Origin of the sequence: Rossellomorea vietnamensis, from assembly GCF_008180415.1 — a bacterium.
Lineage (GTDB): Bacteria > Bacillota > Bacilli > Bacillales > Bacillaceae_B > Rossellomorea > Rossellomorea vietnamensis_C.
This window is the reverse complement of the sequence record NZ_VTEI01000016.1, coordinates 1-14,253: the sequence shown is the minus strand read 5'-3', so window position 1 is coordinate 14,253 and position 14,253 is coordinate 1. Positions and strand designations below refer to the sequence as shown.

At 44.5% G+C, this 14,253-nt stretch carries 10 protein-coding genes, 1 rRNA gene and 1 other annotated feature; all 11 genes read right to left on the bottom strand.

Annotated features, from left to right (window positions below; all coding sequences use genetic code 11):
* Positions 1-130: 130 nt before the first annotated feature.
* Positions 131-352 (bottom strand) — a binding site (T-box leader).
* A gap of 47 nt (positions 353-399) precedes the next feature.
* The 11 genes from gltX to rrf all read right to left on the bottom strand — a co-directional run bounded on the left by gltX (position 400) and on the right by rrf (position 14,091).
* Positions 400-1,857 (bottom strand): glutamate--tRNA ligase, encoded by a 1,458-nt coding sequence (gene gltX / locus FZC78_RS20230; protein ID WP_148941916.1) that lies wholly within the window; start codon positions 1,855-1,857, stop codon positions 400-402.
* Positions 1,858-2,354: 497 nt separating this feature from the next.
* The gene (gene ispF / locus FZC78_RS20225; RefSeq protein WP_148941915.1) at positions 2,355-2,834 is read right to left on the bottom strand and encodes a 2-C-methyl-D-erythritol 2,4-cyclodiphosphate synthase; all 480 of its coding nucleotides are present in this window, start codon (positions 2,832-2,834) and stop codon (positions 2,355-2,357) included.
* A gap of 19 nt (positions 2,835-2,853) precedes the next feature.
* On the bottom strand, positions 2,854-3,540 hold the full coding sequence (gene ispD / locus FZC78_RS20220; RefSeq protein ID WP_148941914.1) for a 2-C-methyl-D-erythritol 4-phosphate cytidylyltransferase: 687 nt from the start codon (positions 3,538-3,540) through the stop codon (positions 2,854-2,856).
* A gap of 103 nt (positions 3,541-3,643) precedes the next feature.
* A complete protein-coding gene (locus FZC78_RS20215; RefSeq protein WP_148941913.1) occupies positions 3,644-4,732 on the bottom strand; it encodes a PIN/TRAM domain-containing protein in 1,089 nt (362 codons plus the stop codon).
* A 217-nt stretch (positions 4,733-4,949) separates the two neighbouring features.
* Positions 4,950-6,023, bottom strand: a complete 1,074-nt coding sequence (gene disA / locus FZC78_RS20210) for a DNA integrity scanning diadenylate cyclase DisA (protein WP_148941912.1) — start codon at positions 6,021-6,023, stop codon at positions 4,950-4,952.
* Between the two features lie 4 nt (positions 6,024-6,027).
* Entirely contained in the window at positions 6,028-7,404 is a 1,377-nt protein-coding gene (radA, locus tag FZC78_RS20205) for a DNA repair protein RadA (RefSeq protein ID WP_148941911.1), read from the bottom strand.
* 393 nt (positions 7,405-7,797) lie between these two features.
* On the bottom strand, positions 7,798-10,239 hold the full coding sequence (clpC, locus tag FZC78_RS20200) for an ATP-dependent protease ATP-binding subunit ClpC (protein WP_148941910.1): 2,442 nt from the start codon (positions 10,237-10,239) through the stop codon (positions 7,798-7,800).
* Positions 10,240-10,251: 12 nt separating this feature from the next.
* Positions 10,252-11,322 (bottom strand): protein arginine kinase, encoded by a 1,071-nt coding sequence (locus FZC78_RS20195; protein ID WP_148941909.1) that lies wholly within the window; start codon positions 11,320-11,322, stop codon positions 10,252-10,254.
* Positions 11,322-11,864 (bottom strand): UvrB/UvrC motif-containing protein, encoded by a 543-nt coding sequence (locus FZC78_RS20190; RefSeq protein ID WP_148941908.1) that lies wholly within the window; start codon positions 11,862-11,864, stop codon positions 11,322-11,324. Before FZC78_RS20190 ends, FZC78_RS20195 begins: the two co-directional genes overlap by 1 nt.
* Before the next feature lie 15 nt (positions 11,865-11,879).
* Positions 11,880-12,341: a CtsR family transcriptional regulator gene (locus FZC78_RS20185; RefSeq protein WP_148941907.1), complete on the bottom strand. Its 462-nt coding sequence runs from the start codon at positions 12,339-12,341 to the stop codon at positions 11,880-11,882.
* Positions 12,342-13,974: 1,633 nt separating this feature from the next.
* Positions 13,975-14,091, bottom strand: a 5S ribosomal RNA gene (gene rrf, locus FZC78_RS20180).
* Positions 14,092-14,253: the final 162 nt, after the last annotated feature.

The window sequence follows — 14,253 nt, the reverse complement described above, 5'->3', positions numbered from 1 at the left end:
CCTTTTCTGCAGAAATGCCTTTATATGCTCAAGCGTTTTCATTAATGCTGCTTGCGGCTGTTTACCTGAACACCTGCAATAAGGCAATATTTAGTTTTTAGAAAAACAAAAAAAAGCGCCTCTGTCCATAGACAGAGACGCTTTCGGCGCGGTTCCACTCTGTTTGGGTAAAACGAATTGTTTCTCCCCAACTTTAATCCCTTGTAACGGAAGGAAACCGCCTTTACATACTATTTTCAATAAAGGACTCAGAGGTGCATTTCAAAAAACGAGAGGCTTAAACCACTTTCAGCCGGTGGTGGTTCTCTCTGAAAAGCTTCGTTTTTTTACTTCTCCTCATCAACACTTTGGTTTATTCGCTTTGTGATACTCTTAATATATTACAAACAATCGGAAATGTTAACCCAAAAGACTTTCAATTCGGTGCTTAACTTTATCTTTTCCTAAAAGTTCAATTGCATTCGGAAGCTCAGGGCCGTGTGTTTGGCCGGTTACCGCTACGCGGATCGGCATGAACAATTTTTTTCCTTTATGTCCTGTTGACTTCTGGACTGCTTTGATGGATTTCTTGATTTCATCCGCTTCATAATTCTCCAGCCGGTCGATTTCATCAACAAACGCTTTTAGCACTTCTGGCACCTGCTCTTCTTCTAGGACGGCTTGTGCCTCTTGATCATAATCGATATCCTTCTTGAAGAACATGCCTGAGAGCTCGACAATTTCAGCACCATAACTCATTTGTTCCTGGTACAATGCAATTACTTTGCGCGCCCAATCCCGCTCTTCTTCAGCAGGATTCTCGCCTACTCTGCCCGCTTTTACTAAATGAGGCATTGCTAATGCAGCTACCTGATCAAGGTCAAGATTCTTCATATACTGGTTATTCACCCAGAGAAGCTTCTGTTTATCGAATACAGCCGGTGACTTTGATAAACGCTCGGGGTCAAAAATCTCGATGAACTGCTCTTTGCTGAACAGCTCCTCTTCTCCTTTTGGAGACCAGCCCAATAAAGCGATGAAGTTGAACAAAGCCTCAGGAAGATATCCAAGTTCTTCGTACTGCTCGATGAATTGAATGATGGTTTCGTCACGCTTGCTCAGCTTTTTACGGCTTTCATTCACAATTAAAGTCATATGGCCGTATACTGGCGCTTCCCAGCCGAACGCTTCAAAAATCATCAGCTGCTTTGGTGTATTGGAGATATGGTCATCACCGCGAAGAACATGACTGATCTTCATTAGATAGTCATCTACGGCAACCGCAAAGTTGTATGTTGGAATGCCATTCTTTTTCACAATAACAAAATCGCCGATGCCATCTGATTCAAACGACACATCATCTTTGACAATATCATCAAATTTATAGACTTTTCCTGCTGGCACTTTAAAGCGGATGCTCGGCTTGCGGCCTTCAGCAGCAAGCTTATCCTGTTCCTCTTTAGACAGGTTGGCACACTTGCCTGAATATCTCGGCATTTCGCCTTTAGCCTGCTGTGCTTCACGTTCTGCTTCGAGTTCCTCTTCTGTGCAATAACACTTGTAGGCAAGGCCTTTATCTAAAAGCTCTTGATAATACTTGCTGTAGATGTGATTTCTTTCAGACTGGCGGTATGGACCATACTCTCCGCCTTTATCCACACTTTCGTCCCAGTCAATCCCAAGCCATTCTAAATATTTAAGCTGGCTTTCTTCGCCGCCTTCTATGTTACGTTTTTCATCTGTGTCTTCAACCCTGATAATGAACTTTCCGCCAGTATTGCGGGCAAAAAGATAGTTAAAAAGAGCTGTTCTGGCATTACCGATATGTAAATGTCCGGTTGGACTCGGAGCATAACGCACTCTGATTTCGTTTGTCATGAGTATTTCCTCCTCGATTCTCAGTATCTCTGCAATATTTTATCACCGTTGGGTGCATGAATAAAGCTTTATTGTGATTGCTGATAAAAATAGTGACCATGAACTTTTTTTCCTATGGCGTGGTTTGCGAACTTGTTAAATATCCGTTGATTTCCGCTGCAGGCGCCCGACTCCGCGGGGCGGGCGGTGAGCCTCCTCGGCTTCGCCTGTGGGGTCTCACCTGTCCCGCTAGTCCCGCAGGAGGTCGTTCACCTTCCGCTCCAATCATAAATAGTAAGCATTTTTTAAATGGGGGTGAATAACATCTTTTTTTAAATAAAGGATGCTTTCATTAAAATTCATATTCTAAAAAGGGCTTGAGCTTAAGAAATTTAGACTGCAGGTTACTCAGTTCAGTCACCCCGTGCTTAAATAAAGCTAATTAGAATAGTTATCGCATGCCTTAACTGGAACAGTTAAGAAATCCTTAATAATCAGGCAGATATTCTTGGGATTACTTAGTGGTTTTTAACAACCAACACTGTTGCCTGCGCTGCAATTCCTTCTCCCCGGCCGGTGAACCCAAGCTTTTCAGAAGTGGTTGCTTTAACATTCACCTGTGAAATATCCGCTTCCAGGAGTTCCGCAATTCTTTCTCGCATCTGTGAAATGTAAGGAGCCATTTTGGGCATTTGGGCAATGATCGTACAATCGATATTCGCCAGCTCATAGCCTTCCTCTTTTACTAGGTTCCAAACATGGCTTAACAATTTCCCTGAGTCAGCATCTTTGAAATCAGGATCTGTATCCGGGAAATGCTTCCCGATGTCTCCTGCAGCTATGGTTCCAAGGCACGCATCAGCTACAGTATGCAGAAGCACGTCCGCGTCTGAGTGGCCCAGGAGCCCCTTCTCATAAGGAATGGTGATTCCCCCAATGATCAACGGCCTCCCTTCTGTCAGTTGGTGAACATCGAATCCTTGTCCGATTCTGAACATATGAAACTTCCTTTCGGTTCTATATTTGCCTTCTCTTTGCGAGGATCGCCTCTGCAAAGTATAAATCTTCCGGCGTCGTTATCTTTATATTATCATAGTCACTTTCCACAATTCCGACTTTTCTGTCCAGCCTCTCTACAAGCGAAGCATCATCTGTTCCTGTAAACACCTCTTCCTCCGCTCGTCGATGGGCCTCCATTAAGAGAGTATGGCTAAAAGCCTGGGGGGTCTGGACTTGCCACAAGCTCGACCGTTCAATGGTTTCCTGGACGATGCCATCCGCGGCCTTCTTGATTGTATCTTTTACAGGTGCAGCCGTAATTGCCGCCCCCATTTTATCTGCCTTCTTCACCAGTTCCTTTATGACTTCACCTGTCACAAATGGACGGGCTCCATCATGGACGAGAACCATATGACTGTTCTGTGCGGACTTTAATGCATTATAGACGCTGTGCTGACGTTCCTTACCACCCAGAACCATCTTTCGGGCCTTGGTAATGCCATAATTTACAGTCAATTCTTCAAAGATACTCTTATCATCAGGATGGACAGCCAAAATGATTTCTTCACAATCTGCATCCCTTTCAAACACTTCCAAGGTATGGATAAGGATGGGGCGCCCCTCCAGCTCCAGCAGCAGTTTATTCCTGCCTGCTTTCATCCGCTTCCCCTGGCCTGCTGCCGGCATGATCACTTGGTACTTCATATATAAACTCCTATCTCCTTTAACTGATAAAAAGGCGGTGACAGAACTCTTTTTCAGAGAACATTAGCCACCGCCGGTTTATCATGCTGTTTTTATCTTTTCTTTATAATGCTTTTTCCAATTGTTTCGGCTTGGCAAAAATCATTCTTCCTGCAGAAGTCTGGAGCACACTTGTCACCAGGACTTCAATGCTCTTGCCGATATAATTACGGCCTTCTTCAACCACTATCATGGTTCCATCATCGAGGTAGGCAATACCCTGCTTCTGTTCTTTTCCATCCTTGATGACCTGGACGCGCAGTTCTTCCCCAGGCAGGACGACAGGTTTTACAGCATTGGCTAAATCGTTGATGTTCAAGACCTGAACGCTTTGGAGATCACATACCTTGTTTAAGTTGAAGTCATTCGTCACAACTATACCGTTCGTGATTTTGGCAAGCTTCACCAGCTTGCTGTCCACTTCCTGAATTTCTTCAAAGTCACCCTCATAGATCTGGACTTCAATCGGCAGTTCTTTTTGAATGCGGTTCAAAATATCAAGTCCGCGCCTTCCTCGGTTTCTCTTCAAGGCATCCGAAGAGTCCGCAATATGCTGCAGCTCCTCCAAGACGAACTGGGGGATCACAACGATTCCTTCCAAGAAGCCGGTTTGGCATATATCCGCGATACGCCCATCAATAATCACACTAGTATCAAGGATTTTCAGTGTTTTCTCCGGAACCTCGATGTCGTCATCGGATCCTTTCTTCTTCGTTTTGTTGCCCATAGAGAAAAGATTGATCAATTCATCCCTTTTCTTAAAGCCAACCTGAAAACCGACATATCCAAGAAGAAGGGTCAACAGGATTGGCACCACCGTGTTGATAATCGGAATCTCCCATGAATTAAGAGGAATTCCGACAAGATAAGCAACGAACAGCCCGATAATCAGTCCCATGCTCCCAAAAAGGATATCCGTAACCGGTGCTTTCACCAGTGTATCTTCAAACCACTTTACTAGATTCTCCACGTACTTAACTGCCCAGAAAGTTAATATATAAAAAATAATAGCTCCTAAGATGGCAGTTATATAAGGGTTGTTTAATAAAGGTTCATCTGACAAATTAATTAATTTAAGTAAATCGGGAAGAAGAAAAATCCCCAATGTCCCTCCTAGTATAAGGAAACATGCTTGAACGATTCTCTTTAACATCCCCTCACCTCCTCCTACTCATTATAAACAATTTCCTTTTTTTGAAACGTATAAAAACGGAATATTTTTTGAATGTCATTAAAATGATACACGTTTGTTATCTTAGTATAATTCCACTATTGCTCAGCCTTTGAAAAAAGGCTAACACTTAATCTGACGGGTGTCAATTTTAAAAAAAGGAATATTTTAACATAGACAAAAAGGTGTGACAAACAGACTACAACTGCCTGTCAGCAAAAGTCTGTTCCCTAATCAATTTTAATCCCTGCTTGATTTTTCGGGCTCTAACTTCACCGATCCCTTCCACATCATCCAGTCCCTCGACATCCGCTTTGAGGATGTTCGGCAGGATCTCAAAATTTGTCACCAGATTCTCGATGATGACAATCGGCAGTCTCGGGATTTTGTTTAAGACCCTGTAGCCTCTCGGGCAGACACCGTCATCCAGGTGGATATATCCGTTGTAGCCCAGCAGTTTAAGAAGTACTGTGTCATCCAGCACTTCAGAGTGGACCAGTTCTTGAAACTTATGAAGGATATCAAATGGTTTGATATCGCGCACGTGGGAATAATCCCTTATAATCAGCATCGCTTCCTCTTCAATATCTGAAAGAAGTTCATTCATCTGCAGCCTGATCAATCTGCCTTCCGTTCCCAACTCACTTAAATAGGTCAGAAGCTCATTCTTAATCCGGAGGACCATTTCGAAGCGGTGAAGGACCTGCAGAAGATCGCTGTATGTGACGAGCTCTTCAAATTCAAGGACAGAAAGGTTTGAAATGCTCTGGTCCAGCACAACTTTATACTTCTCAAGTGTCTGAATGGCCTGGTTTGCTTTCGTCAGGATATTTGAAATATCTTTCAGCGCATATCTGAAATTTCCCTGATACAAGGTAATGACATTTCTTCTTTGGGAAATAGCGACCACCAGGGACTTGGTCTGCTTGGCTACACGTTCAGCAGTTCTGTGCCTCATACCGGTTTCGGAAGAAGGTACAGTCGCATCCGGGGCGAGCTGTGCATTGGCCAGGATGATTTTGGTGCCTGAATCATTTAAAATGATGGCTCCATCCATCTTCGCCAGTTCATAAAGGTAGCTTGGCGAAAATACACTGTTTATATGGAAGCCCCCATCCACCAATGATTTCACTTTGTCATTGAAACCAATCACGATAAGTCCCCCAGTATTCGCCCTAAGGACATTGTCGATTCCTTCACGGAGAGGAGACCCCGGAGCGACAAACTGCAGGATATCGGACATGGACTTATCCTGTACCTTCTTCTCATTCATGTATTTATCCTCCTAAAATTTGCTTCAATGCTTCATTGATATTTTTCACACCGACGATTTCGATTCCTGAAGGAACCTTCCATCCTCCGATATTATTAGCAGGGATGATCACTCTCTTAAAACCGAGTTTTGCCGCTTCCTGGACACGCTGTTCGATTCTGGATACTCTTCTGATTTCGCCGGTCAGCCCCACTTCGCCTATAATGCAGTCAAAAGCATCTGAGGACTGATCCCTGAAGCTTGAAGCTATGGAAGCAGCCACTGCAAGGTCTATCGCAGGTTCATCAAGCTTCACCCCGCCAGCCACCTTCAAGTAGGCATCCTGATGCTGAAGCAGGAAACCCGCCCTTTTTTCAAGGACAGCCATTATTAAAGAAACCCTGCTGTGGTCTATCCCTGTCGCCATCCTTCTTGGATTGTTGAAGCTTGTCGGAGTGACAAGCGCCTGGATTTCGACCAGAACAGGCCTGGTTCCTTCCATTGAGGCAACCACCGTCGATCCGGCAGCTCCCTGTGACCTTTCTTCCAGGAAGATTTCAGAAGGGTTATCGACTTCCTCAAGCCCGAGTTCTTTCATTTCAAATATGCCCATCTCATTAGTAGAACCAAACCGGTTTTTGACAGCCCTTAGAATTCTGTATGCATGATGTCTTTCGCCTTCAAAATAAAGTACGGTATCTACCATATGTTCCAACAGCCTCGGCCCTGCTATAGAGCCTTCTTTTGTAACATGCCCGACAATAAATATTGCGATTCCTTTTGTTTTTGCGATTCTCATTAATTCTGCGGTACACTCCCTGACTTGGGAAACACTGCCGGGAGCTGAAGTGACCTCTGGGTGGAAAATCGTTTGAATGGAGTCGACAATCACAAACTCAGGGGAAAGCTCTTCGATGGTGCCATGGATAGCTTCCAAATTTGTTTCGGCATATATATATAATTCATCCGCTTTGATTTCAAGGCGGTCTGCTCTAAGCTTTGTCTGTTTGATTGATTCCTCGCCGGATATATATAGAACTTTGTGTTTACCCTCAGCCAACTGAGATGAAACCTGTAAAAGCAAAGTGGATTTTCCTATACCAGGGTCTCCGCCAATCAGTATCAGTGATCCTGGGACCACCCCACCGCCAAGTACTCTGTTCAACTCCTTGGAATCTGTCTCTACCCGGGGTTCCTGCTTGGATTGGATGGATACCAGTTTTTCAGCCTTTGATGGGCCTTGGTCAACAGAATGCTTAAAAGCACCTCTGGGCTGTTTGCCGGTGATCTCCACTTCTTCGACCATCTTATTCCATTCTGAACATCCTGGGCATCTTCCCATCCATTTCGCTGATTCGTATCCGCAAGACTGACACATGAATTTGGTTTTTTTCTTAGCCAACTCTATAACCTCTCTCTTCATATCTATGTGAATGATTTTATTGAAATACTTCTATTGGGAATGATTGTAGCTTTTTTACGGGAAGGTTACAAATATGAGGGGTCTCTCAAAAAAATATAGTTCAGGGTATCCATATTTCTGTGTTCGCTGGGGAATGTGGCAAATTGCCGCTTTTTTTGATCTTTATCGAAATGCGTTCCCGTGTTTAAAGAGAAAAGCTCTGAGACGGGCCAGTAGATGGAACGGCTCTAATCCAGAAATCAATCACTAGTTGTCCAAAAACAAGAAAAGGCAAGCCAAGAGCAGCCTTCTTCCCGGGGAGGATTGACTTGTACAGTGACCCTCTCACCTGGAAGACCATTCGACTGCTCTTGCTTTGCTCTACTCTAATTCTTATGAAGACGTCTTGGTCGTTTCCCTCATTTTGACTGTGAATTCTTTATCTTCCACATCAATGAGTACACTTTGCCCTGTGAGAACAGTGCCTTTCAGAAGCTCTTCAGAAAGGCGGTCCTCGATATGCTTCTGGATGGCACGGCGCAATGGACGTGCTCCATATTCAGGATCGAAGCCTTCGTCTGCGATTTTCTCTTTGGCAGCGTCCGTCAGCTCGAGGCTGATATCCTGCTCTTTCAATCGATTCGTCAATTGATCGGACATCAATGTCACAATCTCTTTTAAATGTTCTTTTTCCAGTGAATGGAAGACGATGATTTCATCGATACGATTCAGGAATTCTGGGCGGAAGGCTCTTTTCAGCTCTTCCATCACTTTTCCTTTCATATCTTTGTAATCCTGCTCACCATCCTGGATATTGAAACCGACGTATTTATTCTTTTTCAGGGATTCTGCCCCAACATTGGAAGTCATGATCAGAACCGTGTTCCTGAAATCGACCGTGCGGCCTTTACTATCAGTCAGACGCCCATCTTCCAGCACTTGAAGAAGAATATTGAATACATCGGGATGCGCCTTCTCGATTTCATCAAGCAGGACGACGGAATATGGTTTACGGCGCACCTTTTCAGTCAGCTGCCCGCCTTCTTCATATCCTACATAACCTGGAGGGGACCCTACAAGTCGGGATGTCGAGTGTTTTTCCATATACTCGGACATATCGATCCGGATCATGGATTCCTCATCACCGAACATAGATTCTGCCAGCGCTCTGGCCAATTCTGTCTTTCCGACACCTGTCGGCCCAAGGAATACAAATGAACCGATTGGTCTCTTAGGGTCTTTCAAGCCGGCTCTTGCTCTTCTTACGGCTTTGGAAACGGCTTTAACTGCTTCGTCTTGTCCGATCACCCGTGAATGAAGAATTTCTTCAAGCTTCAGGAGCTTATCCGTTTCAGTCTGAGCCAGTTTTGAAACTGGAATCCCGGTCCAGCTTGATACCACTTTAGCGATATCTTCAACTGTGACTTCGGTATTCTCCTGCCCCTGTTTTTCTTTCCAGGTTTTTTTCGTTTCTTCAAGTTCTTCCCTTAAACGCTGCTCTGTGTCTCTGAGTGAAGCGGCTTTTTCAAATTCCTGGCTTTGGACTGCGGCATCTTTCTCTTTTCTAATCTCTTCAAGCTTCACTTCAAGTTCTTTAAGATTAGGAGGGGTAGTATAAGAGCGCAGTCTTACCTTGGAACCGGACTCATCAATCAAGTCGATTGCCTTATCCGGAAGGAATCGGTCTGAAATGTAACGGTCTGAGAGTTTAACAGCCGCTTCGATCGCTTCATCCGTGATGGATACACGGTGATGGGCTTCATAACGGTCACGAAGGCCTTTTAAAATTTGAATAGACTCATCCGGTGTCGGCTCATCAACCTGGATCGGCTGGAATCTTCTTTCTAACGCCGCATCCTTCTCGATGTACTTTCGGTACTCATCAAGCGTCGTCGCACCAATACACTGCAGCTCACCGCGGGCGAGTGACGGCTTAAGGATATTGGAAGCGTCGATTGCACCTTCCGCACCGCCTGCTCCGATTAATGTATGAAGTTCATCAATAAAGAGGATAATGTTCCCCGCCTGGCGGATTTCATCCATGACCTTTTTAAGACGGTCTTCAAATTCACCGCGGTATTTAGTCCCGGCAACCACTGTACCCATATCCAGTGTCATGACCCGTTTGTCACGAAGGATTTCTGGCACTTCATTATTGACGATTTGCTGCGCAAGTCCTTCAGCGATTGCTGTTTTACCAACGCCGGGTTCACCGATCAAGACCGGATTATTCTTCGTTCTGCGGCTGAGCACCTCAATTACACGCTGGATCTCTTTGCTTCTCCCAATGACCGGATCAAGGCTGTCTTCCCTTGCGATAACGGTAAGATCCCTTGCCAGACTGTCCAGAGTAGGCGTATTTGCATTAGTGCTGGTACCGCTTTGATGGCCATTGGATTCGGTGCTGCCAAGCAGCTGCAGTACCTGCTGTCTTGCTTTATTAAGGCTGACACCAAGATTGTTCAGCACACGTGCTGCTACACCTTCTCCTTCCCTAATCAATCCAAGGAGGATATGCTCTGTCCCTACATAGGAGTGACCCAGCTTTCTTGCTTCATCCATTGACAGTTCGATGACTTTTTTTGCTCTCGGAGTATAATGGATGGTCTGGGAACTTTCCTTGCCTTTCCCGATCAGGCCTTCCACTTCTTTCTGAATTTTTTCAGGGCTCAACCCTAGGGCCGTCAATCCTTTCGCTGCGATTCCTTCACCCTCGCGCACTAATCCTAAAAGAATATGTTCTGTTCCGATGTTGCTGTGAGATAAACGGATAGCCTCTTCCTGTGCTAAAGCCAATACCTTTTGGGCTCTTTCAGTAAATCTGCCAAACATCATAATCGTCTCCTCCTAACTGCTTCTATTCTCAAGTTTAATTCGTTCCCGAATAAAGGCCGCTCTTCTTATGTCCCTCTCGTCAGGGCGGAGCGGTCCGCCTGAATATTGCTGTAAAAACCCTGGCTGGGTCAGTATCATTAATTCATTTAATATATTGCGGGATATATTTTGTATATACCCTAAATCAATCCCCAATCTCACATCTGACAAACATTTAGCTGCTTCTTTTGATTCGATGATCCTGCAATTCTCCAATACACCCAGAGAGCGGAACACTCTGTCTTCTAATTGTATGTTCGAAGTTTTCACTAATGCTTCCCGCGCTGATTGTTCTTGCGCGATAATCTGCTTGACGACACCCGTTAAATCATCCACGATGTCCTCCTCGGATTTTCCGAGTGTGATTTGATTGGAGATTTGAAATATATTACCTAAAGCTTCGCTGCCTTCACCGTAAATTCCTCTAACAACTAATCCAAGCTGGTTGATAGCTGGAATGATACGGTTCATTTGCTGAGTGATGATCAAAGCCGGAAGATGCATCATCACCGATGCTCTCAAACCTGTTCCCACATTGGTTGGACAGGAAGTCAGATAACCGCTTTTTTCATGAAAAGCGAAATCCAGCTTGCTCTCCAGCCAGTCATCTATCTCATCTGCTTTCTTCAGGGCTTCCTTCAATTGAAGGCCAGGATACAAACACTGTATACGGATATGGTCTTCTTCATTGACCATGATGCTGATATCTTCCTTTTCAGAGAGAACAACCCCGCCATAGCTGGAATCATCGGCCAGATTAGGACTGACGAGATGCTTCTCCATCAATACACGCTTTTGGAGCGGCTGCATCTCAGACATCTTCAATAATTCAAGGTTTCCATGTTCACCTGACTCACCGCTGATACTCTCCTGAACTTTCCCAAGAATCCTGTTTGCTTCCTCTGAAGAAAAAAGAGTCGGAAAAAGGTAATCGCTTAAATTACGGGCAAGGCGGATTCGGGTGCTCAATACGACATCCGAGTTCGGCCCCTCTTCACTCATCCATGAACTTGAAGCTTGGCTCAAAAACTTCTCTAACGACATTACTTCCCGCCTCCCTCTTGGCGAATTTCCTTCTCAAGGGAACGAATTTCATCCCTCACTCCAGCTGCCTGTTCAAACTCTTCATCGTGAATGAGCTGCTGAAGCTCGGCTTTTAAACCAGTAATCTTTTTCTTTAGATGAATCGTACCGCCCATTCGTGAAGGCACCTTGCCATGATGCTCCACATTTCCGCTGTGTACCCTCTTCAAAATCGGCGTCAATTCATCTTTAAATGTTTCATAGCAGCTTGCACAGCCAAACCGCCCTACCTGGATGAACTGTTGAAAAGTCAGTTTACACTTCTCACATTGAAGCACTTCCTCGGAAGAAATCTGCTTCTCCTGCTGTTTCATAGCGGGACTTAAGTTTAAAAGTCCGGAAAGAAGGCTGTTTACGGAAAAAGAAGGAGAGCCGTCGAACATGAACATTTCCCCTTTTTCCTGGGCACATCTCTCACATAAATGGACTTCTGTCTTTTCCCCGTTCACTATCTTTGTAAAATGGAGAGTGGCAGGTCTTTCATTACACTCCTGGCAAATCAATTCAACTCACCTCTCCTATTTATATTTCAATGTAATCAGCATCGCCTTCAGCATTCTTGCCCTTAACTCATCTCTCTCAGGCAACTCTATATAAATTACCGAGCGATCCATCACACTTAACATTATTTTCGCTTCTCTTAATGTAATAACCTCTTCTTCCACTAAACGATACACCAGATCTTCCGCTGAACTTTGGGCGACCCTGGAGTCAACCAGGGAAATCAACTGGTCGACCAGATGGGCATGATCATGGGAATGAACCTTCATTATGCGGATATATCCCCCGCCGCCCCTCTTGCTCTCTACCATGTATCCTCGTTCAATCGTGAACCTGGTATTGATAACATAATTGATTTGGGAGGGGACACACTGAAACTTGTCAGCAATTTCGCTGCGCTTTATCTCGACAATCTCATTGCCGCTTGATTCAAAAACCTTCTTAAGGTAGTTTTCGATGATATCGGAAATATTCCTCATCAGGCCTCCTCCTCTTTTGACTTTGACTATATTTGACTAAGATTATACAACAGAACAACTTATGATTGCAATCGATTAATCTGCCTTAAAAGTTTTCCCAGGTCTAGGGGTTTCTTAAACCTGTGAATTGACGAATATGCAAAAATGGACTCCATAAGAAGACCATCATATCAGGAGCCGTATTAAATTATATTTAAATAGCAGGGTCATTGATACATTCAAAATAATAAAGTGAACAACAACTGGACCAATATAAACCACCTGGAATATATACCTATATACATTAAAATTAAATAGTGATAATCCTGTTTTCAATTAAGAATATTACTAGGCAGAGGCCACACAGGCTCTTTCTCTCTCACGTACTTGACCTTCTTGCTCCTTCGTTAGATTCCACAACGTGAAGAAGATACATCTAAGCCGAAAAGGGTTCACTCCTGTACCCAGAGGCGCAGTATGAGGACATATCTTCTCCTAATACATGTCACTCATGTACCCAGAGACGCAACTTGAGGACATATCTATGATGAAAACTAGTTACTTATGTACTCAGAGCTTCAACGTGAGGACATATCTATGACGAAAACTAGCCACTCATGTACTCAGAGATGTAGCATGAGGACATATTTACTCCGAAAGCAAGTCACTTATGTACCCAGAGAAGCTATGTGAGGAAATATCTATGAGAAAAAAGGGGCACTCATGTACCCAGACACGCAACGTGAGGACATATCTATGACGAAAAAGGGACACTCATGTATCCAGAGCTTCAACGTGAAAACATATCTATGACGAAAACTAGTCACTCATGTACCCAGAGCTTCAACGTGAGGACATATCTGTGACGAAAAAGGGACACTCATGTATCCAGAGCTTCAACGTGAAAACATATCTATGACGAAAACTAGCCACTCATGTACTCAGAGCTTCAACGTGAGGACATATCTATCACGAAAACTAGTTACTCATGTACCCAAAGACGCAACGTGAGGACATATCTATGACGAAAAGTAGCCACTCATGTACTCAGAGCTGCAACGTGAAGACATATCTATGATGAAAACAAGCCACTCATGTACTCAGAGCTTCAACGTGAGGACATATCTATGACGAAAAAGACTCACTCATGTATCCAGAGCCTCATCACGAGGACATATCTAAGACAAAAAGGACTCACTCATGTATCCAGAGCCTCAGCGTGAGGACATATCTATACCGAAAAGGGGGCACTCATGTACCCAGCGGTCCAACGCGAGGACCTATCTACTCCTAAAACTAGTTACTCATGTAAACGGAGAGAATCTACTAGGGAGATTTTTAGAATAAAAAAGAGGACCACATCGGGTACTCTTTGGCTTGCCTGGCAACGTCCTACTCTCACAGGGGGAGACCCAACTACCATCGGCGCTGAAGGCTCGGACGGCGATGAGCGGCGAATCTCTTCGTCCGCTTCGCTCGTTCACATCCTCATGGGCGGCTGCCCACTGCGGTGTTCTCTCCCTTTCGTCCTCGACCTTCTTGCTCCTCCCCATCCTCGCTCCTGCGTTTTAAGAAAATCTATAAAATCTATTTTGGGGATCTCCCCCTTTTTTAAATACAAAAAAAGAGCACCACTTCGGGTACTCTTTGTCTTGCCTGGCGACGTCCTACTCTCACAGGGGGAGATCCCCCAACTACCATCGGCGCTGAAGAGCTTAACTTCCGTGTTCGGCATGGGAACGGGTGTGACCTCTTCGCCTTAGTCACCAGACATATTCAATTGAAAGAACATTGTTCTTTCAAAACTAGATAAAGTATTAGAAGAAAGAAGAAAGTATTCCGAGTTTCGCTGTTATTTCGTGGTTAAGTCCTCGATCGATTAGTATCTGTCAGCTGCACGTGTCGCCACGCTTCCACCTCAGACCTATCTACC